At 68.5% G+C, this 26,558-nt stretch carries 32 protein-coding genes; 27 read left to right on the plus strand and 5 right to left on the minus strand.

All coding sequences use genetic code 11. The features are described 5' to 3' along the window. Positions 1–104: 104 nt before the first annotated feature. The 12 genes from MQH10_RS13700 to MQH10_RS13755 all read left to right on the plus strand — a co-directional run bounded on the left by MQH10_RS13700 (position 105) and on the right by MQH10_RS13755 (position 10,708). Positions 105–950 carry an alpha/beta fold hydrolase gene (locus MQH10_RS13700; protein WP_242564598.1) on the plus strand — a complete coding sequence of 282 codons (846 nt, stop codon included), beginning with the start codon at positions 105–107 and terminating at the stop codon, positions 948–950. Then, a complete protein-coding gene (locus MQH10_RS13705; RefSeq protein WP_242564599.1) occupies positions 947–1,219 on the plus strand; it encodes a hypothetical protein in 273 nt (90 codons plus the stop codon). Before MQH10_RS13700 ends, MQH10_RS13705 begins: the two co-directional genes overlap by 4 nt. After that, a complete protein-coding gene (locus MQH10_RS13710; RefSeq protein WP_242564600.1) occupies positions 1,219–2,037 on the plus strand; it encodes a DODA-type extradiol aromatic ring-opening family dioxygenase in 819 nt (272 codons plus the stop codon). Before MQH10_RS13705 ends, MQH10_RS13710 begins: the two co-directional genes overlap by 1 nt. A gap of 45 nt (positions 2,038–2,082) precedes the next feature. Beyond that, the gene (locus MQH10_RS13715) at positions 2,083–3,402 is read left to right on the plus strand and encodes an aromatic ring-hydroxylating dioxygenase subunit alpha (RefSeq protein WP_242564601.1); all 1,320 of its coding nucleotides are present in this window, start codon (positions 2,083–2,085) and stop codon (positions 3,400–3,402) included. Between the two features lie 11 nt (positions 3,403–3,413). Further along, entirely contained in the window at positions 3,414–3,962 is a 549-nt protein-coding gene (locus MQH10_RS13720) for a 3-phenylpropionate/cinnamic acid dioxygenase subunit beta (protein WP_242564602.1), read from the plus strand. Positions 3,963–3,979: 17 nt separating this feature from the next. Next, positions 3,980–4,942 carry an NADPH:quinone oxidoreductase family protein gene (locus tag MQH10_RS13725; protein ID WP_242564603.1) on the plus strand — a complete coding sequence of 321 codons (963 nt, stop codon included), beginning with the start codon at positions 3,980–3,982 and terminating at the stop codon, positions 4,940–4,942. A 90-nt stretch (positions 4,943–5,032) separates the two neighbouring features. Continuing rightward, a complete protein-coding gene (locus MQH10_RS13730; protein WP_242564604.1) occupies positions 5,033–5,557 on the plus strand; it encodes a flavodoxin domain-containing protein in 525 nt (174 codons plus the stop codon). Between the two features lie 59 nt (positions 5,558–5,616). Beyond that, positions 5,617–6,657, plus strand: coding sequence for an AMP-binding protein (locus MQH10_RS13735; protein ID WP_242564605.1), 1,041 nt, complete (start codon positions 5,617–5,619; stop codon positions 6,655–6,657). Next, positions 6,654–7,463, plus strand: a complete 810-nt coding sequence (locus tag MQH10_RS13740) for an AMP-binding protein (RefSeq protein WP_242564606.1) — start codon at positions 6,654–6,656, stop codon at positions 7,461–7,463. The genes MQH10_RS13735 and MQH10_RS13740 overlap by 4 nt, the downstream gene beginning before the upstream one ends. Positions 7,464–7,469: 6 nt before the next feature. Beyond that, entirely contained in the window at positions 7,470–8,651 is a 1,182-nt protein-coding gene (locus MQH10_RS13745; protein WP_242564607.1) for an epoxide hydrolase family protein, read from the plus strand. Continuing rightward, a complete protein-coding gene (locus MQH10_RS13750; RefSeq protein WP_242564608.1) occupies positions 8,648–9,835 on the plus strand; it encodes an FAD-dependent oxidoreductase in 1,188 nt (395 codons plus the stop codon). The genes MQH10_RS13745 and MQH10_RS13750 overlap by 4 nt, the downstream gene beginning before the upstream one ends. A 51-nt stretch (positions 9,836–9,886) precedes the next feature. Next, the gene (locus tag MQH10_RS13755; RefSeq protein ID WP_242564609.1) at positions 9,887–10,708 is read left to right on the plus strand and encodes a Phenylacetic acid catabolic protein; all 822 of its coding nucleotides are present in this window, start codon (positions 9,887–9,889) and stop codon (positions 10,706–10,708) included. On the opposite strand, the gene MQH10_RS13760 is transcribed toward MQH10_RS13755, so the two are convergent. The 5 genes from MQH10_RS13760 to MQH10_RS13780 all read right to left on the minus strand — a co-directional run bounded on the left by MQH10_RS13760 (position 10,705) and on the right by MQH10_RS13780 (position 15,379). Continuing rightward, a complete protein-coding gene (locus tag MQH10_RS13760) occupies positions 10,705–11,676 on the minus strand; it encodes a PaaX family transcriptional regulator (RefSeq protein WP_242564610.1) in 972 nt (323 codons plus the stop codon). The genes MQH10_RS13755 and MQH10_RS13760 overlap by 4 nt on opposite strands. Positions 11,677–11,754: 78 nt before the next feature. After that, positions 11,755–12,159 carry a hypothetical protein gene (locus MQH10_RS13765; protein WP_242564611.1) on the minus strand — a complete coding sequence of 135 codons (405 nt, stop codon included), beginning with the start codon at positions 12,157–12,159 and terminating at the stop codon, positions 11,755–11,757. A gap of 16 nt (positions 12,160–12,175) precedes the next feature. After that, entirely contained in the window at positions 12,176–12,952 is a 777-nt protein-coding gene (locus tag MQH10_RS13770) for an enoyl-CoA hydratase-related protein (protein WP_242564612.1), read from the minus strand. Further along, positions 12,949–13,701, minus strand: a complete 753-nt coding sequence (locus MQH10_RS13775; RefSeq protein ID WP_242564613.1) for an enoyl-CoA hydratase/isomerase family protein — start codon at positions 13,699–13,701, stop codon at positions 12,949–12,951. The genes MQH10_RS13770 and MQH10_RS13775 overlap by 4 nt, the downstream gene beginning before the upstream one ends. A gap of 28 nt (positions 13,702–13,729) precedes the next feature. After that, positions 13,730–15,379 carry an AMP-binding protein gene (locus MQH10_RS13780; RefSeq protein ID WP_242564689.1) on the minus strand — a complete coding sequence of 550 codons (1,650 nt, stop codon included), beginning with the start codon at positions 15,377–15,379 and terminating at the stop codon, positions 13,730–13,732. Between the two features lie 226 nt (positions 15,380–15,605). Here MQH10_RS13780 and MQH10_RS13785 point away from each other — a divergent pair, with 226 nt between their 5' ends. The 15 genes from MQH10_RS13785 (at position 15,606) to virB10 (ending at position 26,557) form a co-directional block, all read left to right on the plus strand. Further along, entirely contained in the window at positions 15,606–16,796 is a 1,191-nt protein-coding gene (locus MQH10_RS13785) for an acyl-CoA dehydrogenase (RefSeq protein ID WP_242564614.1), read from the plus strand. A 133-nt stretch (positions 16,797–16,929) separates the two neighbouring features. Further along, positions 16,930–17,319: a response regulator gene (locus MQH10_RS13790; protein WP_242564615.1), complete on the plus strand. Its 390-nt coding sequence runs from the start codon at positions 16,930–16,932 to the stop codon at positions 17,317–17,319. After that, the gene (locus MQH10_RS13795) at positions 17,312–17,527 is read left to right on the plus strand and encodes a response regulator transcription factor (RefSeq protein WP_242564616.1); all 216 of its coding nucleotides are present in this window, start codon (positions 17,312–17,314) and stop codon (positions 17,525–17,527) included. Before MQH10_RS13790 ends, MQH10_RS13795 begins: the two co-directional genes overlap by 8 nt. 281 nt (positions 17,528–17,808) lie before the next feature. Then, positions 17,809–18,012 carry a helix-turn-helix domain-containing protein gene (locus MQH10_RS26435; protein ID WP_272886930.1) on the plus strand — a complete coding sequence of 68 codons (204 nt, stop codon included), beginning with the start codon at positions 17,809–17,811 and terminating at the stop codon, positions 18,010–18,012. A gap of 120 nt (positions 18,013–18,132) precedes the next feature. Continuing rightward, positions 18,133–18,765, plus strand: a complete 633-nt coding sequence (locus tag MQH10_RS13805) for a lytic transglycosylase domain-containing protein (protein WP_242564617.1) — start codon at positions 18,133–18,135, stop codon at positions 18,763–18,765. Beyond that, on the plus strand, positions 18,762–19,082 hold the full coding sequence (locus MQH10_RS13810) for a TrbC/VirB2 family type IV secretion system protein (protein ID WP_242564618.1): 321 nt from the start codon (positions 18,762–18,764) through the stop codon (positions 19,080–19,082). Before MQH10_RS13805 ends, MQH10_RS13810 begins: the two co-directional genes overlap by 4 nt. 3 nt (positions 19,083–19,085) lie before the next feature. Beyond that, on the plus strand, positions 19,086–19,430 hold the full coding sequence (locus MQH10_RS13815; RefSeq protein ID WP_242564619.1) for a VirB3 family type IV secretion system protein: 345 nt from the start codon (positions 19,086–19,088) through the stop codon (positions 19,428–19,430). 120 nt (positions 19,431–19,550) lie between these two features. Continuing rightward, positions 19,551–21,800 (plus strand): VirB4 family type IV secretion/conjugal transfer ATPase, encoded by a 2,250-nt coding sequence (locus MQH10_RS13820; RefSeq protein WP_242564620.1) that lies wholly within the window; start codon positions 19,551–19,553, stop codon positions 21,798–21,800. Then, positions 21,797–22,504 (plus strand): TrbJ/VirB5 family protein, encoded by a 708-nt coding sequence (locus MQH10_RS13825; RefSeq protein ID WP_242564621.1) that lies wholly within the window; start codon positions 21,797–21,799, stop codon positions 22,502–22,504. Before MQH10_RS13820 ends, MQH10_RS13825 begins: the two co-directional genes overlap by 4 nt. After that, positions 22,501–22,725: an EexN family lipoprotein gene (locus MQH10_RS27100; protein WP_419720776.1), complete on the plus strand. Its 225-nt coding sequence runs from the start codon at positions 22,501–22,503 to the stop codon at positions 22,723–22,725. The genes MQH10_RS13825 and MQH10_RS27100 overlap by 4 nt, the downstream gene beginning before the upstream one ends. 8 nt (positions 22,726–22,733) lie before the next feature. Next, positions 22,734–23,669: a TrbL/VirB6 family protein gene (locus MQH10_RS13830; RefSeq protein ID WP_242564622.1), complete on the plus strand. Its 936-nt coding sequence runs from the start codon at positions 22,734–22,736 to the stop codon at positions 23,667–23,669. Next, the gene (locus tag MQH10_RS13835) at positions 23,669–23,911 is read left to right on the plus strand and encodes a hypothetical protein (protein ID WP_242564623.1); all 243 of its coding nucleotides are present in this window, start codon (positions 23,669–23,671) and stop codon (positions 23,909–23,911) included. The genes MQH10_RS13830 and MQH10_RS13835 overlap by 1 nt, the downstream gene beginning before the upstream one ends. After that, positions 23,908–24,582, plus strand: a complete 675-nt coding sequence (locus tag MQH10_RS13840) for a VirB8 family type IV secretion system protein (protein WP_242564624.1) — start codon at positions 23,908–23,910, stop codon at positions 24,580–24,582. Before MQH10_RS13835 ends, MQH10_RS13840 begins: the two co-directional genes overlap by 4 nt. Continuing rightward, on the plus strand, positions 24,579–25,430 hold the full coding sequence (virB9, locus tag MQH10_RS13845) for a P-type conjugative transfer protein VirB9 (protein WP_242564625.1): 852 nt from the start codon (positions 24,579–24,581) through the stop codon (positions 25,428–25,430). The genes MQH10_RS13840 and virB9 overlap by 4 nt, the downstream gene beginning before the upstream one ends. Continuing rightward, positions 25,427–26,557, plus strand: coding sequence for a type IV secretion system protein VirB10 (virB10, locus tag MQH10_RS13850; protein ID WP_242564626.1), 1,131 nt, complete (start codon positions 25,427–25,429; stop codon positions 26,555–26,557). The genes virB9 and virB10 overlap by 4 nt, the downstream gene beginning before the upstream one ends. The last annotated feature ends 1 nt before the right edge of the window (position 26,558 follow it).

Below are 26,558 nucleotides of genomic sequence, written 5' to 3' on the forward strand. Positions count from 1 at the left end.
CGGATTGCCCGGCGCACCCCTGGCTTGACAAGGCCCGGGGGAAGGGACATTCAATCCATACGGTAGCGAATGTTTATGGCCCTTGGGCCCCGGGAGGACACGCCATGGCGAGCCAGCAAGGATCGTTCATTTCGGTCGGGGATGTGCGCACGCACTATCATGACGTCGGGTCCGGCCCCCCGGTGGTCCTTCTGCACGGCTCCGGCCCGGGCGTCAGCGCATGGGAGAACTGGGGTGGCGTGATCCCGCGGCTTGCGGATCGATATCGGGTGATCGCGCCCGACATGGCGGGCTTCGGCCTCACCGAGCTGCAGGCCGGCCAGACGCTCGATATCAAGCTCTGGGTGACTCAGTTGATGGGCTTCCTGGACGCCCTCAACGTCGGGCCGGCCGTGCTGGTGGGCAACTCGTTCGGCGGCGGCCTGTCGCTCGCGACCACCTTCCGTGATCCCGCGCGCGTGCGGGGCCTCATCCTGATGGGCACGCCATTCGGTCGCTTCGAGCAGACGGCCGCCCTGCAACAGGGAACCGGGTACACGCCCTCGCTCGAGAACATGCGCGGCGTGCTCGCCAAGTTTCCGCACGATCCGTCGATCATCACCGACGAGATGGTGCAGACCCGCTACGAGATGAGCCTGCGCCACCCCGACAACGCGGCCCTGCGCGCGCTGATGCCGGAGAAGCCGGGCGACGGGCAGCCGGTGATCGTCCGCGGCGCCCCGTTCGAGCGGCTCGCCACCATCTCCCAGCCCACGCTGATCCTGCACGGGCGCGAGGATATCGTCATCCCCATGGAGGTGGCGGTGAACGCCGCGCGGCACATTCCGGACAGCGAGCTTCACCTGTTCGGCCAATGCGGGCACTGGGTGCAGCTGGAGCGGCCGGACGCGTTCGTGCTGCTCGCGCGCGACTTCCTGGCCCGTCGGATTTCCGAGAGGGTGACCGCGTGAGCGTCTACGGCCTCGAGATGGCGCTGTACGACATCACCACCAAAAGCCCGGTGCGCAAGCAGTTCATCGCCGCGCCCGAGGCGGCGGTGGCGGGCTATGCGCTCGAGGCGGACGAGCAGGCGATGCTGCAGGAATTGGACGTGGGCCGCCTGCTCGACGCCGGGGTGAGCCCGATGCTGACCCTGGGGCTGTGGATGTGCCTGCGCGGGCCCCAGACTCTGCTCGACTATCTGGAAGCTGTCGCCGGCCACGACCAAGGGAGGCCCTGATGGCCGAGATCGTCGGCGGTTTCCTGGTCTCTCACGATCCCCTCCTGTTCCTCAATCCCCGGAAGGAGGACCCCACCCGGGCTTTGGCCGGCTATGAAGCCATCCGCGCGCGGGTGGTCGAGCTCGGCGCCACGGCGGCTGTCGTGATCGGGGCGGACCACTACATCCTGTTCGGACCCAACTGCCTGCCGCAGATGGCCATCGGCATCGGGGACGTGCAGGGACCGGTCGATCCGCTTCCGGGCGTTCCGCGGGGCCCGATCACCAGCCATCCGGCCCTGGCCAGGCACATCCTGGACGTGGGGCACGAGGAAGGATTCGATTGGACCGCCGCCAAGACCATGGGGGTGGACCATTCCATTGGCGTGCCGGTCCGCCGCTGCCTGCCGGAGGACGGGTCGGTCGCGACCGTGCCGGTCTATCTGGCCGCCGGCGTCGAGCCACTGATCCGGACGCGCCGGGCCTATGAGCTCGGCCGTTCCATCCGCCGTGCGGTCGCTAGCTTCCCCGGCGAGGAGCGGGTGGTGGTGATCGGGTCCGGCGGGCTCAGCCACTGGGTTGGGCTGCCGCAGATGGGCCGCATCAATCGCGAGTTCGACAAGATGATCCTGGACGCCGTCGAACGCGGCGACGCCGAGAGCCTGGTCGCGATGCCCGACGCCTATGTGCTCGAGCACGGCGGCAATGGGGCCCTCGAGATTCGCCAGTTGCTCTGCGCCATGGGCGCGACGCAAGGCGGCGGTCAAGTGATCGCCTACGAGGCTTGGCCGGGGGGCGTCACCGGCCTCGGCTTCGCCGAGCTTCGGTCCGCAGCATGAGCCCGCGGCCTTCCGGACATTTCCTATCGGTTCGAGGACATCCCAATGGCTGATATCCTACAGGCGTCACAGACGTCGCCCGCAGCAGACCTAGACTACCACCGGCTGGTGGACGTGGACAACGGATGGATCGACCGGCGGATCTTCTGGGACGAGGGCATCTACCAGCTCGAGCTGGAGCGGATTTTCGCCCGGTGCTGGGCGTTCGTGGGGCACGAGTCGCAGTTCGCCGATCCCGGCGACTTCGTCACCACCTACATCGGCCAGGACGCGGTGATCGCGGCGAAGGACCGCCACGGGAACGTCAACGTCTTCCTGAACTCCTGCTCGCACCGGGGCAACCGGGTGTGTTTCGCCGAGGCCGGCAACACCCGCCGCTTCACCTGCAACTTCCACGGCTGGGCCTTCGGTCTCGACGGCGGCCTGCTAGGGGCGCACGAGGAGGAGCACTATGCGAACTGCGCCACCTTCGACAAGTCCAAGCTCGGTCTGCACCGCGCCCGGGTGGGGATCTACAAGGGCCTGGTGTTCGCCACCTTCGATGCCGAGGCGCCCTCCCTCGACGCCTATCTGGGGGACTACCGCTACTACCTGGACGTGCTCCTGGACAACGACGCGGGGGGCACGGAATTCATCGAAGGCAACGTCAAGTCGCGGCTGGGCTGCAACTGGAAATTCGCCGCTGAGAACTTCGTCGGCGACGCCTACCACGCGGGCTGGACCCATGCGTCGGCCGCGGCGGCGATCTTCAAGAAGGACGTGAAGGTCAACGTCGAGCGATCCTACCAGGCGAACGTCAATGGCCACGGCACCGAGTTCGGTCTCGACCTGATCGGCAACGCCATGGGCCTCGCGGAGCCCGAGGTCGTCGAGTACCTGAAGGAGAACGAGGCGCGCTTCGCGGAGCGCCTGGGCAAACTGCGCTCGCGCATGGTCGGGGGGATGAGTTCGTCCAACGTGTTCCCAAACCTGGCCTATCTCACGGGCTTCAACACCTGGCGCACCTGGACCCCCAAGGGACCGCACGAGATCGAGCTGCACACCTGGGTGCTGGTGAACAAGGACATGCCCGAGCGGCTGAAGGAGGCCTATCGGCGCGGGGTGTCGCGCACCTTCTCGCCCACCGGCATGTTCGAGTCCGACGACGGTGAGAACTGGGAGCACTGCACCCGCTCCAACGCTGGCGTCGTCACCCGGCGCCAGAAGCTGCACTACGGTCTCGGCATGGACTCGCGGATCGAGCACGAGGAATTCCCAGGCGCCATCCACAAGGTGCAGCTGAACGACGCCAACCAGCGGGCCTTCTACCAGCGCTGGGCCGACCTGATGTCCGCGGCCAGCTGGGCCGAGGTCCCCGAGCGCTGAGGAGCCGCCCCATGAGCGTCAACACACTGGAATCCCCCGCCGCCGGCGCCCGCCAGGCCTCCTTGCAGCTGTTCCATGACGTTCAGCAGCTCCTGTACAAGGACGCCCGCCTGCTCGACGAGCAGCGGTACGACGACTGGTTCGAGCTGATGACCGAGGACTTCCGGTTCTGGGTGCCCGTGCCACAGTCCCGCTACCGCCGCGACAGCAAGGGCATCTACGAACACGGTCGGATGGCCCACTTCGACGACAGCCTGACCGAGCTGAAGCTGCGGGCCTCGCGCTGGAAGGAAGCCACCGCTTGGAGCGAGGACCCTCCCACGCGGCACGTCCACTACGTGACCAACATCGAGGTGGAGCCCACGGAGACCGCGGGCGAGTGGCTGGTCCGTTCGGTGGTGATCAGCCTGCGCAACCGAAACGAGGACGAGGAGAACTGGCTGGGCGCTCGCCGTGAGGACCTGGTGCGCGAGACCTCGGCCGGCCTGAAGCTGGCCGGCCGAAAGGTGTTCGTCACGCAGTCGGTGCTGATGGCGAAGAACTTCAACACCTTCCTTTGATGGCGCTGCCGTCCGAGATGCAGGCGTGGGTCCTCTCCGGCTTCGGGGACCGCGGCAACCTCGCCTGGTCGACCTGCCCTGTGCCGGCGGTCCGACCCGGCGAGGTGCTGGTCAAGGTGCGCGCTGCCGCCATGAACTTCGCCGACGGCCTGATGATCGCCGGCCGCTACCAGCTGAGACCTACGCCGCCCTTCGTGCTCGGCGCCGAACTCGCCGGCGTCGTGGTCGCCACCCCGCCCGGCTCGGCGTTCCAGGTCGGCGAGCGGGTCGCGGCGCAGGTTTGGACCGGCGCCTACGGCCAGTACTGCGCCGTGGAGGAGGGCCGTCTGATCCGGCTGCCGGAGCGCCTTGGTTTCGACGAGGGGGCGGCTCTGCCGGTCTCTTACACCACCGCCCATATCGCGCTCTTCCGCGACGGTGGGCTGACGCCCGGCCAGACGGTGCTGGTGCATGCCGCCGCCGGCGGCATCGGGGTGGCGGCGGTCCAGCTCGCCAGGGCCGCCGGGGCGCGGGTGATCGCCACCGCCAGCTCGGACGAGAAGCTGGCCATCGCCCAGGCGAACGGCGCCGAGGTGCTGATCAACTATCGCAAGGACGGCTGGACGGACGAGGTTCGGCGCGTGTGCCCCGATGGCGTGAACCTGGTGGTCGACCCGGTCGGCGGCCAGATCACGCTGGACAGCCTCCGCCTGCTGGCCTGGCGCGGACGTATCCTGCTGATCGGCTTCGCTTCGGGCGCCCCCGCGCAGATCCCGGCCAACCGCCTGCTGGTCGGCGCCGCGGCCGCCATGGGCATCTACTGGAACTACGAGGAGGACGGGCCCCTGGTGAAGGCGGTCCAGGCCGAACTGGCCGATCGGGCTGCGGCCGGAGAGCTCCGTCCGCGGATCGGCGCCCGGTATCCCGTGGCCGACCTGTTCACGGCCCTGGACGCTCTGGAGGGCGGTCGCACCACCGGCAAGGTGGTCCTCGAACTGTAGCCAGGCTGGCGCCGAGACGGCGGCCGGCTGCGGTCGTCGTAGGACAAAATATGATTTGTGAAGACGATAAATGTCTCATAAAAGGCGGCAATGGCGTACACGACGAACCTGAGCGACGGGCGTGGCCCGGACGGTGATCCGGGGGCCGGGGCCACGGGGATCGGCGCCTTGCGGTTTGCGGTGCTGGCGGCGACGCAGTCCGGCAACGCCCTGCTGGTCGCCGACATGGTGGCGGAACGGCTGATGCTCCGCGGCGCCAGGACGGCGTGCGTGATCGACGAGGGGCTGCAGCCGGAAACGGTCCTGGCGGAGAGCGACGTGCTGGTCGCCTGCGTGGCGAGCCACGGCGAGGGCGACGTGCCCGACGGGTTCCTCGACACCTATCGGGCGCTTGCCGACGGGCGGCCGGACCTGTCGCACCTGCGGTATGGGCTGATCGGCCTGGGCGATCGCACCTACACCACGTTCTGCGGCGGCGCCTGGAAGGTCGACGGCCTGCTGCAGGAACTCGGCGCCCGGCGGATCGGGCCGCCCTGCACGATCGACGCTTCGAGCCAGCCCTTCCCGGACGAGGACGCGCTCGCCTGGCTCGAAGCATGGCTGCACGGTCTCTGACCGGCGGCGGGGCGGCAGGACTGGGACGCGAAGACCGGATCACAGGTGAGGAGGCCAGGGTGGAAACCAACACGATGACGGTCGCCGCGAGAGGCAGCGCGGGCTTGGGGGCGAATGTCGGCGAGGTGTTCCGGACGCTGGCGTACGCCGACGGCGACGCCATGGCGTTCCGCCACTGGCGCGGGGAGGGCTGGCGCGATCTCACCTGGTCGGCGTTCGCCGCCGAAGTGGCCGAGATCGGCGCCGCGAACCTCGCATTCGGCCTCGCGCCCGGCGATGTCGTCTGCGTCCTGGCGCGAACGCGTCCAGAGTGGCTGGCGGCCGACCTCGGGGCCGTCACCTGCGGGATGGTCTGCGCGGGAATCTACCCGACCGAGCCCGCCGACAAGGTCGCCTATGTCCTCAACGACTGCGGTGCGCGCGTCGTCTTCGTCGACGACGCCGAACAGGCCGAGAAGCTGAGGGCAGCACGCGCCAAGTGCCCGCAGGTCGAGGCCGTCGTGGTCATCGAGCCCTCCGCTACGCCGACCGACGACCCCTGGTTCGTCAGCCTCGCCGAGTGGCGGCGCGCCGGACGCGAGCTGATCGAGGCCCGGCCGTCCGTGCTGGAGGCGGCCCGCGCCTCAGCCGGCGCCGCGTCGCCCGCCATCCTGATCTACACCTCGGGGACGACCGGGCCGCCGAAAGGCGCGATCGTCACCCACGGCAACATCGTCTACCAGTTGGCGCATGCGCCGGAGGTGATCGGCCTGCAGCCGGGCTGGCGCCGACCCTCGTTCCTGCCGCTCTGCCACGTCGCCGAGCGCCTGTTCACCTACATGGCGATGGCTGGCGGGATGATCTCCTGCTTCGTCGACGGGCCGAACGAACTCCTGGCCGCGATGCCCGAACTGCGGCCGCAGTTCATGCTCGCCGTGCCCCGGGTCTACGAAAAGCTCCATGCCATGCCATGGCCTGGCTCGCGGCTCAGCCTGAGGATCTCCGGACCGAGATCCGGCTGGCGGGGGGGAGGGCGGTCGCTGCCGCGGACCTGGCTGCGCGCGGGCAGCTTTCGGGCGAAGCGGCAGCCGCCTGGCGGCGGGACCAGGACGGACCCTTGAGGATCCTGCGCGCGGCGATCGGTCTCGACCGCGTAGCCATGCTCATGTCGGGCGGTGCGCGGTTCCCGGTGGAGCTCGGGCAGTGGCTGCACGCCATCGGCGCGCGCGTGGACGACATCTACGGGATGACCGAGTGCGGCACGATCGCCTTGAACCAAGATTTCCGCACCGTGCCGGGCCTGGTAGGCCAGCCGTTCTCACACGGTGAGGTGACGCTCGGTCCCGACGGCGAAATCCTGGTCAAGGGGCCCCACGTCTTCGCGGGCTATCTCAATCTGCCGGACAAGACCGCGGAAGCCTTTCGCGACGGCTGGTTCCGCACCGGTGACGTAGGCCGGTTCGACGAGGCTGGGCGCTTGGTCCTGCTGGACCGGATCAAGGACATCATCATCTCGTCCAGCGGCAAGAACATCACGCCCTCCGAGGTGGAGGGGGCGTTGACGGCCGCTTCCCCGGTCATCGCCGACGCCGTGGCCGTGGGCGACGGGCGCAACTACGTCACGGCCCTCGTCATGATCGACGCCGCCGTGGCGCAGCAGGCCCTGGCCGCGAGCGGGGGGTCATACACGAGCTTCTCCGAGCTGGCCGCGGCGGAGAGCACCCAGGCGCTGGTCGCCGAAGCCGTGCGGCAGGCGAACCGCCAGCTTTCGCGCGCCGAGGGCGTCAAGGCCTTTCGGATCATCCCGCGGCAGCTCAGCCCTACGGACGAGGCGATGACCCCGACGCTGAAGCTGAAGCGGCGAGTTCTGATCGAGCAATACCAGGATCTCGTGGCGGAGATGTACCCAGCCGTTGGCGAGGCCTAGCACCGCATGCCGCTCACCCTGAAGCAGCTGAAACCCTTTGAGATCCACGCCCCGGAACCGGCGCTGGCGGACCTCCGCGATCGCCTCGCCGCCTATCGGCCGCCGCGTGAGCCGGATGGCGGCGGATGGCGGTATGGGGTCGATGGCCGGTATCTCGCCGAGCTCCTGGACTACTGGCGCGAAGGCTTTGACTGGCGGGTTGCGGAGCGCAGGCTCAACGCGCTGCCGCACTACAGGGCGACGCTGACCAGCGAGGCGGATGGCCCCCTCGATGTGCACCTGATCGTGCAGCCGGCCGCCCGACCCGACGCGCCGGTCGTGTTGCTCACCCCTGGCTGGCCGTCCAGCCTTTTGGAGTTCCAGGACCTCATCGGCCGGCTCTCGGCCCCCGAGCGCCACGGCGGTGATCCAGCCCAGGCCGTGACGGTGGTCGCCGCGGAACTGCCGGGCTTCGGGCTGTCGCAGGCGCCCGCGCAGCCCATGGCGCCGCGCCAGATGGCGGGCCTCTGGCGCCAGCTTATGGTGGAGGTGCTCGACGTTCCGAGGTTCGTCGCCCACGGCGGCGACTGGGGCGCCGTGGTCAGCTCCTGGCTGGCGGTCGATCATCCGGAAGTGCTCGCCGGCCTGCATCTCAGCATGCTGGGTCTGCGGCCCGCGCTCGACCGCGTCGGGGCGCCGCTCAGCGAACCGGAAACGGCCTGGCTCGGCGAGACCAAGCGCCGTCTCGACCGGGACGGCGGGTACCGTGAGCAGCAGGCGACGCGGCCGACGACGCTCGCGGTCGGCCTCTCGGACTCGCCGGCGGCGCTTTGCGCCTGGCTGGTGGACAAGTACCACGCTTGGTCCGGCGCCGGCCCCGACGAGCCGCCGCCGTTCGACCGCGACGCGCTCCTCACTTCGGCCACGCTCTACTGGACCCTGGGCGATCTGCCCGCCGCCAACTGGATCTACTGGGCCGACCGGCACGAGGGTGGCATCGGGCTGAAGCCCGGCCAGCGGATCCTGACCCCAACGGGCTTCGCTCTCTTCGACCGGGGCTTCTTCCCGGTGCCGCCGAGGGCCTGGGCCGAGCGGGCCTATGCCGTGCGCAGCTGGGACGTACACTCCTACGGCGGGCACTTTCCCGCCTGGCTGACCCCCGGGCCGCTGGCGAGCAGCCTGCTCAGGTTCGTGGGCGAGGTCTCGTGACCCCACTGACGGCCGCCATCGTCGGCGCAGGACCGGCTGGCCTGTTCACCCTCGATGCGTTGCTCCGACAGGCCCCCGACGTCCAAGTCGACGTCTACGAGCGGCTTCCGACCCCTTACGGCCTGATCCGCAGCGGCGTGGCGCCCGACCACCAGGGGGTCAAGGCGGTGGTCCGCCAGTTCGACCGCGCGTTCGCCCGCGACAACGTGAGGCTGATTGCGGACTGCGATGTGGGCTCGGCGCTGCCGCTCGACCTCCTTCGGGAGGCGTACGATCTCGTGTTCCTGGCAACGGGGGCGCCGCGCGGCCGCAGGCTGAGGGTTCCGGGCGAGGAGCTGTCGGGCGTCTATTGCGCCGCCGCCTTCATGGCGTGGCTGAATGGCCACCCGGACCATCGCGATCTTGAGCCACAGGTGGGCGAGCGGGTGGTCGTCGTCGGCGGCGGCAATGTCGCTCTCGACGTGACACGCGTGCTCGCCAAGAGCGAGGCGGAGATGGCGAGCAGCGACCTCTGTGCCCATGCTCGGCGCGTCACAGGCGCGGCCCAGACCATTACCGTCGTCGTGCGGGCGCCGCCGGAGGGGGCGCGGTTCACCCCTACCGAGCTGGCCGCGCTCGGCCGCCTGGAGGCGGCGAACGTCTCGGTCGAGCTGCCTGCAACCGCCGATCTCTCCGTCCAGGTGGTCGCGGCCCTCGCGCGCCTGCCGAGCGGGTCTCCCGCAGCGGCGGCGCGGATCCGCTTCCGCTTCGGCCTGCAGCCCATTGAGGTTCTGGGACGTGGACGGGTGGAGCAGGTGCGCTTCCGCGGCGCCGGCGGCGACGAGGTGGTGGCTGCCGACACCCTGATTGTCGCGATCGGGCAGGAGGCCTCACCGCCCGTGGCGATGGAGCGGACCTGTCCTGTGGGCTGGGCGGGCGGCGGGCGCGGCGACATTCCACGCGCCCGGATGGAGGCGGCGGAAACGGCGCGGCGGATGCTGGCCGGCGCGACCGCGACGCCGCGGGCGGTGGCCCGCGCACGCCTGGCGGCTTGGCTGCAGGACTCCGGGGCCGGGGTGCTGGACTGGGCGGCTTGGCGGCGGATCGACGTCGCCGAGTGCGCCGCCGCCGTCGCGCCGCGGCCGCGCGAAAAGCTCGTTTCGTGGGATGCGCTGCGTGACACTGCGCGATTGTATGAAACATAATAGTACGATATGAGTATGAAATTGTAGTAGATGAGACCGCGGAGGACCGCCATGAAGACCTACGACAAGAGTGACGAACTGCCGGCAGAATACCGCCAGGCGCTGCTGCACCTGCTCACCTTCCAGGCGGACTCCGAATACGCAGGCGCCCAGCGGGTCGGCGAAAACCTGCAATTCGCGCCCCGTCCGGAGGAGGCCTATCGTCTCGCCAAGAAGACGATGGAGGAGTACGGCCACGCCTTCTACCTGTGGACCCTGGTCGAGGACCTCGGCGTCGACGTGAAGTCGCGCATGGAGGAGCTCCGCGACAACCCGGAGAGTCCGGACCCCAAGAAGGTCAACATCATCAACGGCTTCCGCCGCTCCTACTGGCGGGACCAGTTCCAGTGCTGGGAAGACGTGGCGATGATGTCCTGTGTCGCCACGCCGGGCGCGGTGATCTTCCTGGGCCAGTACACCAAGTGCTCCTACCTGCCCTGGGCCCGGGTCTCCGAACGCATCGCGCGCGAAGAGGTGGGCCACATGGGCTTCGGCGTATGGGCGGTGAAGCGGATCATCGAATTCGGCGGCGAAGAAGCCCGTGCGAGGCTGCAGCGGCGCGTACCGAAGTTCATCGCCATGGGGATGGGCATGTACGGCCGCCCCTCCGAGCCCGGCTCGGTGCAGTCTCAGTACTTCGACAAATACTACGAGATGGGCCTGAAGATCATGAGGCCCGAGGAGTGCCAAGCGGAGTACCTGGAACTCGTTCAGCAGCGGCTCAAGGACGTGGGGCTGGAATACGTGGAGGGTGTCGTCCCTGACTACGACCAGCGCATAGGCTACGCCATGGACGACGCCGAGTTGGAACTGCGCGTGGCGGGCGCCGCCTAGGCCGACGCGGAGGCGACCGGCTCCTGCGTGGTCCACACACGCGGGGTGAGGCCGCCGAAGCGCGCATATAGCTCGGGCGAGGGGCGGCGAAGGGGCCCGTCCGCGGTGCGCACGACGCTGGCGAGATAAGCCTCGGACGGCTCCAACACCGCCTCATAGATGTTGCGGCAAAGCGCGAATGCCATTTCGCCCGCCCACAGCGCCGGCAGGTGGTCGCGTGGCAGGCGCGGGTCCCGGAGCGCGATCCGGCGGTATTCCATCATGAGCAGGGCGCGGGTGGCGTAGGCCGCCTCGGGATCGAGGGATCGGGTGCCCTCGATGTGCGACCAGATCGGGCGGAACCGGGCGAGGAACTCCTGATAGCTCTTCTCGAGCGCCTCGATGTCCCAGGCATCGGCGACGATCGCCCGCATGAGTGCGGGGCCGGCCGGGGATGCCGCCGCAGCGTCTAGGATCTGGATGCGGTCCAGCAGGCCCACGGACTTCAGCAGCGCTTGGAGGGGGGCGAGGTCCTCCGCCGCACTGATAAACACATGCGGCGCCACCTGGCCAACGCCGCTCCAGAGCAGATTCCGCCGCAGGGTGGCGTATCCCTTGGCGTCCAGCCCCGCCGCCCCCGTGAGAAGCAGGCGCCACACCGCTGTCCGGCCCACGGACGGCTGCCCGTAGACCCGCGGATAGTAGGCAATGACGTTACGCACATGCTCGTCCGTCATCGAATAGAAGCTGAGCTTGCCGACTCGGGTGGGATGGAGCCAGCCGTCCTTCACGAGGCGCAGGGCGGTGGTGCGTGACAGATATTCGGCGATCCCGAACGGCTCGGCCATCTTCACAAGGCTGCCCAGCCAGACCGTGCCCCCATGGGGCACCAGCATGTCGCCATAGATCGTGGCGATCAGATTCTTGGGATTGATCCGAAGGGTTCCGAGCAGCCGCTCAATAGGCTTCCTGATGGGGCCGCGGACCATCGAAACTCCGTACAACATGAGTGACGCGCGCCGGGCGGTGCCGGCGCGCGGTCACGGGTATCACGATAATCGGGAAAGCTAGCCGAGCCGCAAGGTAATAAGGGCGTCCTGCATCCGGACGCGTAGGACGCCGAACTCTTCGACGGCGTCCTCGTAGGCGTCACGGTCTTCGGCATAGGCCTCCACGAGCGCCGGCTGCGGCCCCTCCTTCAGGATGCACAGGTGCGCCGCGTCGCAGGCGTCCATCAGCCGGTCCAGGCGCGCGCGCTGCTCGACGTAGCCCAAGGCCTGCTCCCGCAGGTCCGGCGGCAGCTGGTCGAGCGCCGGCGCCGTGTCGTCGCCGCCGACGGTGAAGTCGGTGCGGAGCAGGTCCCAGGCCGCGCTTGGGACCGGCGCGGGAGCCGGCCGGTTGGCCGGCTGGTAGCCGAATTTCCTGAGGACCCCACGGCGTCCCTCCTCGTTGGCGAGCGGTGCGGATCTCATCTGTGGTTCTCCAGCTTCATCGATTGCGGAACACCGGGGCGCGACGCTCCGCGAAGGCCGTCATCGCCTCGGTCTGGTCTTCCAGTGCGAAGGTGGCGTGCAGCATGCGCCGCTCGAACCGCAGGCCCTCAGCCAGGGATGTCTCGAAGGCGCGGTTGACGCTTTCCTTGATCATCATGACCACCGGCCGCGAGTAGCTCGCGATCTCCTCGGCGATCTGCACGGCAGCGGTGAGCGCCTGACCAGCGGGAACCAGCCGCGCTATGATCCCGATGCGCTCGGCCTCGTAGGCGTCGATCAAACGTCCGCTCAGGCATAGCTCCATCGTCTTGCTCTTGCCCAAGAGCCGCGCGAGGCGCTGGGTGCCGCCCCCGCCCGGGATCGTGCCCACGCGGACCTCGGGTTGGCCGAACCTGGCGGTCTCGTCGGCGATCACCATGTCGCACATCAAGGCCACCTCGCAGCCGCCCCCGACGGCGTGACCGGCGACCGCGGCCAGGACGGGTTTGCGGCATTTGGGGATCACGTCCCAGTCCCGGGTGACGAAATCCTCAAGGTAGGCCTGTGCAAAGGTCTTGGCGGTCATCTCCTTGATGTCCGCGCCGGCCGAGAACATGCGGTCGCCGCCGGTGAGCACGATCACCCCGATCGCCTCATCATCCTCCAGTTCCATCAGCGCCGCGCCGAGACCCTTCATGAGCGCGCTGCTCAGCGCGTTGCGGGCCTCCGGCCGGTTCAGGGTGATGATGGCGACAGCGCCGCGGCGCTCGACGAGGATCGGTTCGGAGCTCATGTCACCCTGCGGAACTGTGGAGCCCGACGCGCCTGGAAGGCCGCGACGCCCTCCGCGTAGTCTGGCGTGCGCGCGAGTTCTCCCTGGATCCGGGCCTCCTCCGCCAGGACGCCGGCCAGGCCGAGGGTCTCGCTGACGCGGATCAGGGCTTTCTGCGCGCGGAAGGCCGCCTGCGGGCCATCGACGAACCGGCGAGCCAGCGTCTCGGCCGCCGGCTCAAGCAGGCGATCGGGCGCCAAGCGATCGACGAGGCCCAGCCGGAGCGCCTCGGCGCCCTCGATCGCATCTCCAGTGTAGATCATCTCGAGCGTCCGGCCGGGCGTGAGGCGGCGGGGCAGGAAATAGTGGCCGCCGCTGTCCAGCGCCGCGCCCAGTCGGGCGAAGGGGGAGGCGAACCGCGCGCCCTCCGCCGCGAAGACGATGTCGCAGGCGAGCGCCAGCCCCAGGCCGATGCCCATGGCTGCGCCATTCACCGCGGCGATGGTCGGCTGAGGCAGGTCGTGCAGGGTCTGAAGCATCGGATTGACGACCTCAGAGAGGATCGCCGACGCGTCCTCGCTCGCGGTGGCGCTCGAGAGGTCGCGCCCCGCGCAGAAAGCACGGCCGGAGCCGGTGATCAGAACGCAGCGGACGGCCTGGTCCTTGGCGGCGCCTTCGAAGAGCCTCGTGAGCGCGCGGCAATCCTCGTCGGCCAGGGCGTTCATCTTCTCCGGACGGCTTAGCCGCACCCGCAGGAGACCATCGGCCACGTCGGCCTCGAACGCGGCCTGCGCAGGATCAGGCTGGGGCATGGACCGACCGGCTGAACAACGCGCGGATCGCCTGGCGCGAGAGCTTGGCGTTCTCTGTCTTCGGGATCATGTCCATGATCTCGAGCCTCTTTGGCATCTCGATCGGCGACAGCTTCTCACGGAGGAAGCTCTGGAGTTCCGGCAGCGAGAGGCTCACGCCCGGCCGCAGCGTCACGACGCTGAGCACCGTCTCGCCGCGGTACTCGTCGGCCACGCCGACGGCCACGGTCTCGGCCACGGAGGGGTGCTCGAGTACAGCCTCCTCGATGGTCCGGGGATACACGTTGTAGCCGCTGCAGATGATGACGTCCTTGAGCCGGTCGACCACGTAGAGCGCCCCGTCTTCACTCAGGTAACCGACGTCGCCGCTCCGGAAGAGCCCGTCCGGCGTCAGTTCCTGCCCGGTGAGCGGCCGGTTCCAGTAGCTGGCGATGACGTTGGGGCCCCCGAAGCAGACCTCGCCGGACTCGCCTGGCGGCATCTTGCGGCCGGGGTCTTCCGCGGAGCGGATCTCGATCGTCACCTCGGGCATCGGAATACCCGTGGCGCTCTCGTGTCCCTCTACCGCGGTGTTCGGCATGGCCACGCCGCTGCCCGTGGTCTCGGTCATCGCGTAGCCTTGCTGCGGCCAAAGCCCGGTAAGGCCGTGGAAGCGCCGGGCGAGCTCGGCCGGCACCGGAGCGCCGCCGACCAGGACGTGGATCACGCCGCTCCAGTCCAGGTCCCCGGCGTCAGGCTCGGCGACGATGGCGCTCAGCATCGTCGGGATGGCCGTGAGGATCGTCATGCGGCCCTGCCGCACCAGGTCGAGGAGTTCGCGCGGAGAAAACCGCTCGGTGAGGATGGCCTCGCCGCCAACGATCGCCGGCTCGACGATGTAGTTGATCAATCCCGTGATGTGGGAGAAGGGCGCCGCCGCATACCAGGCTTCGCGTCCGTCGCGGATCCGGTGCAGCCAGTTCCGGATCTGATGGGCGGCGTGCCAGATGTTCCGGTGGTTCAACGTGGCGCCCTTGGGCGCGCCCGTGGTGCCACCGGTATACTGGATCATTGCGAGGCGTTCAGTATCGTCCACGCCCCAGGCTCCCGCGCGGTCGGCGGCCAGCAGTTCGGTCAGCGCCACCTCGCCGGCTTCCGTCGCTGCGCCGGGACCGCCCGCCAGATCCGAGCCGTCGGCTCGGCAGATGATCAGCCGGCAGTTCACCTGCGCGGCAAGCTCGCGGATTTTGCCGATGCTGGCCGGGTGGTCCGACACGATGACCCATTGTGCGCCTGAATCCGCGGCGATCTGGGCGAGTTGGCGCAGGGAGTAGAGCGGGTTCATGCCGACGCCGGCGGCGCCTATGCCCCAGAGGGCGAAACAGGCGAGGGGATAGTGCGGCAGGTTGGCCAGGCAGACGCCGACACGGTCCCCTGTGGCGACGGCCAGCGCCTGGAGGCCTGCGCTCAGCCGACGCGCCAGGAACTCGGTTTCGCGAAATGTCCAAGTGCGCTCTTGAAACGTGAGGTGCGGCCGGTCTCCGAACCGCTCGGCGGCGCGCGTAAGCAGGTGCGTCAAGGGCTCGGGCGGCGGCGTCGCGCGCTCGCATTCGGCCAGGCTGGACAACAGGTGCGGTTCGTCTGGTGCGTGCTGCATCACGGGCGCTTCTAACCTTCGATGGAACTCAATATGCGGCAAATCTGGGAGGAGTGACAATCAAAATGTAGTCCATCCAGACTAAGTTGTATGGGACCGCTCCGCGTCGGCCAACCTTGAATCCCGAGTAGGGCGGGGCAGCGAGAGGAATCCACGAGACAGTAGCGTATGGTCATGCCATCGGCTACAGAGCGGCCCGCCGCCGTGCTGCCATTGGAGCCTCGTCATGCCGCTCGACACCGCCGCGGGCCAGAAGACCTACCGCTGGGACGATCCCCTGGACCTCGCCGCCCGCCTCTCGGAAGAGGAGCGGATGGTGTGGGAGGCGGCGCGCGCCTACGCCCGCGAGAAGCTGCTGCCCCGCGTGGTCTCGGCCTACGCCGAGGAGCGGTTCGACGGCGAGATCATGACCGAGATGGGCGAGCTGGGCTTCCTCGGCCCGACGCTTCCCGAGCAATACGGCGGCGCGGGCGTCAGCCACGTGGCTTATGGCCTGATCGCCCGCGAGATCGAGGCGGTGGATTCCGGCTACCGCTCGGCGATGAGCGTGCAGTCCTCGCTGGTCATGTACCCGATCTACGCCTTTGGCTCGGACGCGCAGAAGCAGAAGTTCCTGCCCGGCATGGCGCGCGGCGAGATCATCGGCTGCTTCGGCCTCACCGAGCCCGACGGCGGCTCGGACCCGGCTTCCATGCGCACGGTCGCCAAGCCGGTCGACGGGGGCTACGTGCTCAACGGCGCGAAGATGTGGATCACCAACTCGCCGATCAGCGACGTGGCCTTGGTGTGGGCTAAGCTGGACGGGGTGATCCGCGGCTTCCTGGTGGAGCGGGGATCGAAGGGGTTCGAGACCCCGAAGATCCTCAACAAGCTCAGCCTGCGGGCCTCCGTCACAGGCGAGATCGCCCTGTCCGACGTCTTCGTGCCGGAAGACATGATGCTGCCCAACGTGCAGGGCCTGCGCGGGCCGTTCTCCTGCCTCAACAAGGCCCGCTACGGCATCGCCTGGGGCGCCTTGGGGGCGGCGGAGTTCTGCTTCCACGCCGCCCGCGACTACGTCTCCAGCCGCAGCCTGTTCGGCCGCACCCTGGCCTCGCGTCAGCTGGTGCAGAAGAAGCTGGCGGACATGTCCACCGAGATCGCCCTGGGCTTCGAGGGCGCCCTGGCGCTCGGCCGGCTGATCGACGAGGGCGCCTGGGTGCCGGAGGCCATCTCGATGCTGAAGCGCAACAATTGCGGCAAGGCGCTCGACATCGCCCGGGTCGCCCGCGACATGCACGGCGGCAACGGCATCTCCGGCGAGTACCACGTGATGCGCCACGCCTCGAACCTCGAGACGGTGAACACCTACGAAGGCGCCCACGACGTCCACGCCCTGATCCTCGGCCGCGCGATCACAGGGGAAGGCGCGTTCTAAGGCGAAACTGATGGTCCTTCCGATGGCCGTGCGGCGCTCAGCCAGTGTCGGGCCGCCTTCAATTCAGCCGCCCTCCGGGCCGCGCCTGAGGCCCGCGCGGGGGAGAGGCCCTTGTTTCGGAGGCTTGGTCTCGATGACGCTGGTCCTGCTGGTGGAAGACGAAGCGGCCATCTGCCTGCTGCTTTCGGAGGCCCTCTCCGATGCCGGCCGCGCCGAAACCGACGCGTTGACGCCCCTCGAGGCCTACGATGCGCTCCAACGGCAAGGGCCTGAGTTCCGCGTCCTGGTTACCAACATCAATGTGACGGAGCGCGGGTGGGGGTTCGGCTTCGCCCGCGCCGCCCCTGAGGTGAACCCGGACCTGGCCGTCAGCTTCATCACGGAGGATTCCGAGGCCGCCGTGCGTCAGCAGGGTGTGGCCGGCGCAATGCTGCTCGCCAAGCCGTTCTTGCCTGAGCGGCTGGTGTGGGCAGGAGGGAACGGACTTATGCGGTTCGTCTCGTCGAGGACCGACCGTGTCTGACAACGCTAGAGCCCGATTGAGCCCGCGGCAAATCGAGTGTTTGCGCCTCGCTGCGTCGGGGCGAACCTCTGTCGAGATAGCCGCTGCGCTCGGGCTGTCCTCGCGCACTGTAGATCAGTATGTTGGCGAGGCCTGCGAACGCCTCAAGGTGCGTAACCGCGTACAAGCGGTGGCGAAGGCCTTAGAATTGGGCCTTCTATCTAACTAACCTCCGTAAAATCCCGGGCCGCATTTCTACGGAATTGACCGCTCTGTTGGTTGTGGGGAATCAATCGCTAGTGGTGTCACTGGCGTTGCTTGCGAGCCCATGAGGCTCAGCTGGTTGATGGCCGCCTTACGCGCCTCGTGGCGCTCAACCGGTCGAGTTAGGGGGCAGACCTTGACTAGGAGGTCGGTCAATTGGCCAGCCAAAGCAACTCCCCGCACCGGGATGAACCCCGGTCTTTTCACCCGCACACTTGCATCGAGAACTATCCCACATCGACGCGGTTGATCACACCAAGGCAGCTTGAATGCTTGGCCTGGGTTCAGGAAGGCAAAAGCGCGACCGACATCGGCGGCATCCTCGGGTTGTCGGGTCGGACCGTCGAAGGCCACCTGATCAAGCTTTGCGGCCATCTCGGCGTGAAGACGCGGGTGCAGGCCGTGGTGCGCGCCCGGGAACTCGGCCTGATCGGTCAGTCGCAGCCGTAAGCCTACCCGCCCACGACGCGTAGGCTTACGCCTCGCGCCCAGCGCCCCTGACCGCCAACATCACGGTGGAGGCCTCGACGTGGCCTCGGTGTTGAAGCCCCTTTTCGTCAGGCGTTTCTCATGGCCCTAAGCCTCGCCGCCGCCCTCACCCTGGCCGCCCAGTGCGCGCCGACCGTTGCACCCGAAACGCTCTTGTCGGTGGTGCAGGTGGAAAGCCGGTTCGAGCCTTTGGCCATTGGCGTGAACGGCCTACCCCGGGTAGCGCTTACGCCGGCTTCGGTCGATGAAGCCGTCGCCAGGGCAGGGGAATTGATCGCCGCCGGCCGCAGCATCGATCTCGGCCTCGCGCAGATCAACAGCAAGAACCTGCAATGGCTTGGGCTAAGCCTTCGGCAGGTGTTCGAGCCCTGCGCCAACCTCTCGGCCGCCGCCCGGGTGCTGCAAGACGGCTATGGCCGCAGCGATCCCGGAGCGGTTGGCGAGCAGGTCGCCCTGAGGACCACGCTTTCCTATTACAACACCGGCCATCCCAGCCGCGGGGTCAGGAACGGCTATGTCGGCAAGGTCGAGGCGGCCTCGGCCCGCATCGTGCCGGCCATCAGCGGCCAACCCGCGCTCCCTTCCTCCCAAGTCACGACGCCCGCGCCCCCTGAAAGCCCGCGGCTGGCCTGGGATGTCTTTGGCGATGTCCAGCGCGACCACCGAAGCTTCGTCACCACCGTCTCAGCTCTATCGTCCGGAGGATTCAAGTGAGCGCGAGCAGGCAGAAACTACTTATCGGCCGCGTGGCCCTCGTCGGCGTCATCGCCTTGGCCAGCGCCAGTCCCGCCTTCGCCCAGTCAGCTGGCGTGGGCGGCAATATCGGCACCTTCATCCAGAACATCATCGACCTGCTCAACAGCAACGTCATTCGTGGCTTGGCGGTGATCGCTATCATCATCACCGGCATCGCCTGGATGTTTGGGCACCTGGATATGCGCCGCGCCGGCACGGTCGTGGTCGGCATCATCGTCATCTTCAGCGCCGCGGCGATCGTCGATTTGATCACCGGCGGCAGCGGAGCCGCATGAATCATGACCGCCGAAGCCGAGGACCGCCTGACTGAGGACACCCTGTTCCTGGCCTGCACGCGGCCCGCCATGGTCGCCGGGGTGCCCATGGAAGCCATGGGCCTCAACCTCATGGTGACGGCCACGGTCTTCCTGGCGGCGCACTCGCCGGCCTACCTCCTGATCGCGCCGGCCGTCCACGTCGTCTTCCGTGCGATCTGCAAACACGACCACAACGCCTTCCGGGTCCTGTGGATGTTCGTCGACACGAAGGGCCGCGCCCGCAATGGCGCGACCTGGGGCGGCAGTTCCTCAACGCCGTTGCCGCTGAAGCGTCGCTACGTCGTCGCGGAGGTGATCCGTGGCTAGCCTAATGCTGCAGCCTCGGGCGGCCCCGTCTTCGCTGGGGCGCGACCTGGATCCGCGCGGCGCGCTTCCCTATGCCCGTCACGTCACTGGGGAAATCATCGGCCTGGATACCCAGGCCTGATGATCACCTTCCAACTCGACGGGGCGAGCTTCGAGACCGCCGACGTCCGCGACCTCAACGACTGGCACGCCAAGCTCAACAGCGCATGGCGCAACCTGGCCAACAACCATCTGGCGGTCTGGCACCATCTGGTTCGCCGCCGGCATGAGGGCTACCCCGCGGGCGCCTTTCGCTCCGACTTCGCGGCCGATCTCGACGCCCGCTACCGGGCTCGCCTCGGCGCGACCCAGATGTACGTCAACGAGCTCTACGTCACCCTGGTGCTGCATCCAGGACGCGACGCCACGGAGCGCGCGGGAGCGTGGCTCTCCAAGCGTCGGCGTTCTGAGGCTGACGAGGACGAGGCGGTTAAACGTCTGCAGGATGCCGGCCGCGATCTCGCACAATACCTCAGTCGCTATGGCGTGCGGACCCTGGGGCTCTACGAGCGGGACGGCGGCTGGTTCTCCGAACCGCTCGAGATGTTGCGGCTCGTCCTGACGGGACGGCGTGAACGCGTGCCGCTGATCCGCGGGCACCTGGGTTCCGCGATCTATTCGGCGAGGGTGATTTTCGGCCGAGAGGCCTTGGAAATCCGAGACGCTGCCGAGGCGCGCTTCGCCGGCATGTTCGGGGTGAAGGAATATCCCGCCGTCACCCGGCCCGGTCTCTGGAATGGACTGCTTTCCGCGCGCTTCCCGTTTGTGGCCAGCCAGTCCTTCACCTTCCTCTCAAAGACAGCCGCTCGGGCGGTGATGGAGAGGAAGCAGAACCAGATGCTTTCGGCCCGTGACCGGGCCGCCTCGCAGATCGCCGGCCTAGGCGACGCCCTGGACGACCTGATGTCTAACCGCTTCGCGATGGGCGATCACCAGGCGTCGGTCCTGGTTTACGGCGACGACCCACGCCAGCTCAGCGACAATCTCTCGAGCGCCCGTGCGCTGCTGGCCGACTCCGGCCTTGTCACGGCGCGCGAGGACCTGGCCCTCGAAGCCGCGTTCTGGGCGCAGTTCCCGGGGAACTTCAGCCGGCGGGTTAGGCCGGCGGCGATCACCTCCCGCAACTTTGCGGCGCTGGCGCCCTTCCACACCCACCCTGCGGGCCGCGCCGAGGGGAACCATTGGGGCCCGGCGGTGGCGTTGCTGCGCACGTCCGCTGGCTCACCCTTCCACTTCAACTTCCACGTTGGCGACCTTGGCCACACCTTCATCTGTGGGCCGTCGGGCTCGGGCAAGACGGTGGTCCAGAACTTCATGCTGGCCGCGCTGGAGAAGTTCGGCGCCCAACAGGTCTTCATCGATAAGGACCGCGGCGCGGAGATCTTCGTCCGTGCCTGCGGCGGCGCCTATCTGACCCTGCGCAACGGGGAGCCGACCGGGTTCGCCCCGCTCAAGGCCCTGGACTTCACGCCGGGCAATGCGGCGTTCCTTGGTCAGCTGATCCGCCAGTTGGTCGGCGCCAGCGAACGTCCGCTGTCGGTCCAGGAAGAGCACGCCATCGATGCGGCGGTCGTCGCCCTGGGGCCGCTGCCGCCGAGCCAGCGCTCACTGTCCGCACTCCGCGCGCTGCTCGGCCAGCGCGACGCCGGTGGCGTCGGCGCCCGGCTCGAGAAGTGGTGCCGGGGCGGCGCGCTCGGCTGGGTGCTCGACAACGAAGAGGATGCGCTCGGCCTCGAGGACCGCTTCCTCGGCTTCGACATGACGCACGTGCTGGACAACGCCGAGGTCCGCACGCCGATGATGATGTACCTCTTCCATCGGCTGGCCGCCTTGGTTGATGGCCGCCGCCTGGTCATCGACATCGACGAGTTCTGGAAGGCGCTAGGCGACGAAGCTTTCCGCGGCCTCGCCCAGGGTGGGCTGAAGACCTACCGCAAGCAAAATGCCTTCATGGTGTTCGGCACGCAGTCGCCAGCCGACGTGCTGCGCTCGCCTATCGCCCACACCATCCTGGAGCAGTGCGCGACGAAGATCTTCCTGCCCAACGCCCACGCCGCCGAGCGCGACTACATCGAGGGCTTTGGGCTGACCCGGCGCGAGTTCGCCCTCGTGCGCGAGGAGTTGGCGCCGGAGTCGCGGCAGTTCCTGATCAAGCAAGGTCTCAACTCCGTAGTCGCCGAGCTGCGCCTCGACGGGCTCGAGGACCAACTGGCCGTGCTTTCCGGACGCACCGAGACGGTTGATCTGCTCGACCGCATCCGAGCGCGCGTCGGCGACCAGCCCCAAGACTGGCTCGACCCCTTCCACCGCGAACGCAGGATGATCCCATGAACCGGCGCTTGATCCCCATCGCCATGGCCGGCGCCGTAAGCCTGGGCGGCTCAGCCGCTCACGCCCAGCTCGCGGTCTATGACGCGGCCAGCTACGCCAAGCTGATCCAGCAGGCCACGACGGCCGTGAGCCAGCTGAACGAGCTCAAGACCCAGGTCAGCCAGGGTCAGCAGCTCCTCTCAAGTCTAAATGACGCCTCGGGCGTGAACCGCATCGCCAGCGCGCTTGGCGTCCCCTCACTGCGGTCATTCCTTCCGGACACCTCCGCCTTTAGCGCGGCCGCAAAGGGTGATTTCTCGGCGCTAGGCGCCATCGGGGCGAAGGCTGACGCGATCCGATCCGCCAACCGGCTCTACACCGCCTCGGCGGACGATCCGCTGGGCGCCGACCTTGAGGCGGCCGGCCAGCGCGCAGCCCGCGACCTGGCCTTGGGCCAGAGCGTAACCGACGCCGGCGCCCAGCGGCTCGAGGGCCTGAAGGATCTCCAGGCGGCCATCGATACCGCACCAAACGCCCGGGCCGTGATGGACCTGCAGGCGCGCGCCACGACCGAACAAGCCATGATCGCCAACGACCAGATGAGGCTGCAAGGTATCGCCATGGCTCAGGCGGCCGAGGATCGACTTGAAAGGCAGCGGCAACAAGAGCGCATGATGGCAGCGCGCGACGCGCGGATCGCCCTGTATCGGAGCGGTTTCCAATGACTCGGACTCTATCTGCCCTCGGCGCCGTAGCTCTGCTCGCTGCGTGTTCGCCTCAACCACGGAGCGCCGACTACTTCACTGCACATCCCGACGAGGCGGAGAAGGTCGTCGCCGACTGTGCGACTGGCGCTCACCGCGGCGACGAGTGCGTCAATGCGAAGGCCGGTTCGGCAGCGGCCAAGCGAGACGCGCGGATCGACGCCTACAAGAAGGGCTTCTGAGTGCGGCGATGGCCGAGCCCCTCCAAATCTTCCAGCCGGCCTACGGCTTCGTCGACAGCAAGCTCGACGTCTTCCTGAACGAGCGCGCCAGCTCAGTCATGGCCCAGGTCTCTGGCCCGTTGCGGGCCGCACTGGTGCTCTACGTCCTGCTCTACGGTTTCGCGATCTTGCGCGGCACGATCCAGGAGCCATTCATGGATTTCGTGGTGCGGAGCCTAAAGCTGGCCTTCGTCTACATGCTGGCCACAACCGTCGCCTATTCGGCCTACGTCACCCAACCGCTTTTCCACGTTCTGCCGGACACCCTGACCCAGGCGATCAGTGGGGGAGGCGTCCCTGACGTCGGCTCGGCGTTCGATAACTTCTTCAATCGGGCGGCCTATCTCGCGGAGACCATCACCAAGCAAGCGAGTCCGGTCGACTTCGGGCCCTGGATTCTCGGTGCTGTCGTCTACATCGTCGGCGCGCTGGCCGCCGCTATCGGATTTGGGGTAGTCCTGATCGCCAAGGTGGCGCTCGCCTTGCTCGTGGCGCTGGGCCCGATCTTCGTCGCCTGCGCGCTCTTCGACGCCACCCGCCGGTTCTTCTTCGGCTGGCTCAGCCAGGCGGTGAACTACCTGGTGCTGTTCGCCCTGATCATCACCGTCTTCCAGCTGATCCTGTCGCTGGTCGCCCAGCAGTGGGGCAGCATCGACGGTTCTGACCCCATGGCCGGCGGACTGTTGTTCGTCGCGCTCTGCCTGCTGGGCGCGATCTTTTTCCTGCAGACGCCGGCCATCGCCGCCGGCATCGCAGGGGGCGCCAGCGCAGGCCTGGCGGACTTCGCCAATGCTGCCTCGCTCAGCGGCGTGCCCCGTGCGGGCGCGCCCCAGGGTCCGCAAGAGGCTGGCCGCAGCGCGCCACGGGGCGGGGGCTCCATTCGTCCTGCCGGAGGTCGCGCCTGATGCGCATCCCCATCATCACAGTCACAACGGCCTTGGCCCTCGCGGGCTGCGCTTCAACCGGCGGCGGCAAGCTCGCGGTCTGTGACGGCAAACACCTGCGTCCCGCCAATCCCTACGGCACCGTGCTGGCGCTTCCAGGGCAGGGCGGGCCGACCGCGGCGGCTCCCGCGCCTGACGCGGCCAAGCCGAAGACCTTGTCCTCCAACACCTCCCCGAGGACGTTCGGGAGCTGCCTCGCATGAAGGCCGAAGCCGATTTGAAAGGCTATTTCGCCGAGGCGAAGGGCTGGAACGCCGACCAGCTTCGCAGCGCCGAGCGCTCGCGCCGGCTGGCATGGGGCGTGGCGGCTTTCGCTTCAGTGGTTGCGACCGTGGCCGTGGGGGCGGTCGCAGCCTTGGCGCCGCTGAAGAGCGTCGAGCCGTTCGTGGTCCGCGTGGACCGCAGCACCGGGGCCGTCGACGTCATGACGGCGCTGAGGTCCGACAAGCCGCTCCCCTATGATGAGGCGGTCACCAAGCACTTCCTGGCCCAGTACGTCCGCGCGCGGGAGGGCTGGCTCGCACCGGCGGCCGAGGCCAACTTCCGCCAAGTCTCGATCATGTCGACGCCCGCCGAGCAGCAACGCTGGGGCGACGCCTTCCGGCCCGCCAATCCGCAGAGCCCGCAGGTCATCTACGGTCCGGCCGGCGAGGCGCAGGTCGACATCCGGGCGGTGAGCTTCGTTTCCGATGGCGTCGCCAACGTCCGCTTCCACCGCATCGTGCGTCAGAGCCAGCAGGTCACCGAGAGCGACTGGATCGCGACGATCGCCTACGCCTACACCAAGGCGCCGATGGGCGAGGCCGACCGGCTCCGCAATCCGCTGGGCTTCCAGGTCACCAGCTATCGGGCAGACCCGGAGGTGGTGCGATGAGAGCGTCGCTCGCGATCCTGGCCGCGGCGAGTTTGGTGATCGCCTCGCCCGCCGCTGCGCTGGACACCCCCAAGTCGGGACCGTCGGACCCTCGCATCAAGGTGGTGGACTACGATCCCTGGGCGGTCGTGAAGATCACCGGCGTGTTCCGCACGGCGACCCAGATCCTGCTCGGTCCGGATGAGACCATCCTGCATGTCGCCGTCGGGGACGCCACGGGGTGGGACGTGGCGGCCGAGAAGAACATCCTGTTCGTGAAGCCCAAGGCTGCCCGGCCGCCGACCAACCTGATCGTCACCACCAGTCGCGGGGCCGAGACCCGCAACTATACGTTCGAGCTGGCGACGCGGGCCGGCTCCTCGGCGCGGAACACGCCGGACACGGTCTTTGGCCTTCGCTTCCGCTACCCGCAGGATGAGAAGGCGGCGGCCGCCGCGGCCCTGACCGGACAGGCCGCCGCCCTTGAGCGGCGCATCGTCGAGTTGAAGCTGGACCGCGCCGTGGTCGAGGGCCATCGCAACCTCAACTACGGCGTCCAGGGCGCGACCGCTCTGCAGCCGTCAGAGGTCTCCGACAACGGCCGCTTCACGGTCCTGCGCTTCCCGGCGAACCAGCAGGTCCCCGCCATCTACCAGGTGGAGTCCAGCGGGACCGAGAGCCTGATCCCCTTCGACGTGCGCGGCGAGTTCGTGGTGGTCCACGCGGTGGTGCGCCAGCTGCGGCTGCGCCGAGGGCGCGACGTGCTCTGCATCTACAACCAGGCCTTCGAGCCCTACGGGGTCAATCCGGGCACCGGCACGGCCGCGCCCGACGTCCAGCGCACCGACCAGGGAGCGTCAAAGCCATGACCGACGCCGCCGATTTCAACGACGTCTCGCCCACCGGGGACGAGCGCAGCGCGCCGCCCGCGTTCGAGCGATCGATCTCTCCCATCGCCGGACGGCTCGGGTCGGGGCTCGCCGGCAAGGGCGTCGTTCTGGCCGCTCTCGTCGCCGGCTGCGGCGTGTTCGTGGCCGCCACCTGGGGCCATGAGAAGCCAAAAGCCGAGCCTAAGCGCGACGAGCCCGCGCGGCAGGTGGTGCCGTTCGAGCCGGCGATGAAGACGTCGTCGCCGACTTTGGCTGCGCCGGGCGCCGACGCCCCCAGACTTGCCGCGACCGATACGGGCCAGCAGGTCCCGGCGATTCAGCCAACGGCGGGCGGATCGGCAGCGGCGGCGAACTCCGCCGCGCGTCGGCAGGCGGAGGTCAGCGCCATCCGCGGCGCGCCGATCCTGGCCTACAGCCGGGGCGGCGAGGGGGCCGCTGGATCGGCGATGCCCGCGATCCTGGCGGCCCAGGGCGGGCCGGCGCGAGAGGCGACCGAACTCGACCAACTGCGGCGCGGCTCATCGATCGGACAGGCGCGGGCGGCCCGCTTGCCCGACCGCAACTTCCTCATCGTCGCCGGCGCCAACATCCCCTGCATCCTGCAGACGGCGATGGACACCACCACCCCCGGCTACGTCAGCTGCCTGATCCCGCGGGACGTGCTTTCCGACAACGGGGCTGTCGTCCTGATGGAGAAGGGCACCAAGGTGCTGGGCGAATACCGATCGAGCCTCCGCCAGGGCCAGCGGCGGCTGTTCGTGCTCTGGACGCGGGCCGTCACCCCGGCCGGCGTCGCCATCGCCCTTGGGTCGCCCGCCGCCGATCCGATCGGGCGGGCGGGGTTCGACGGCGATATCGACACCCACTTCTGGGACCGTTTCGGTGGCGCGCTGCTCTTGAGCATCGTCGATGACGCGGCCTACGCCGTCGCCGGCCCCAACAATGGATCCAACATCACGCGGCTGCCCTCGGACGCCGCCGGGATCGCGGTGCAGAACTCGATCAACATCCCGCCCAGCCTGCGCAAGGCTCAGGGCTCGGAGGTGTCGATCTTCGTCGCCCAGGACTTTGACTTCTCCGGCGTCTACGGCCTGAAGAGCCGGTGAG

Source organism: Phenylobacterium aquaticum (assembly GCF_022695515.1).
Taxonomy (GTDB): Bacteria; Pseudomonadota; Alphaproteobacteria; order Caulobacterales; family Caulobacteraceae; genus Phenylobacterium; species Phenylobacterium aquaticum.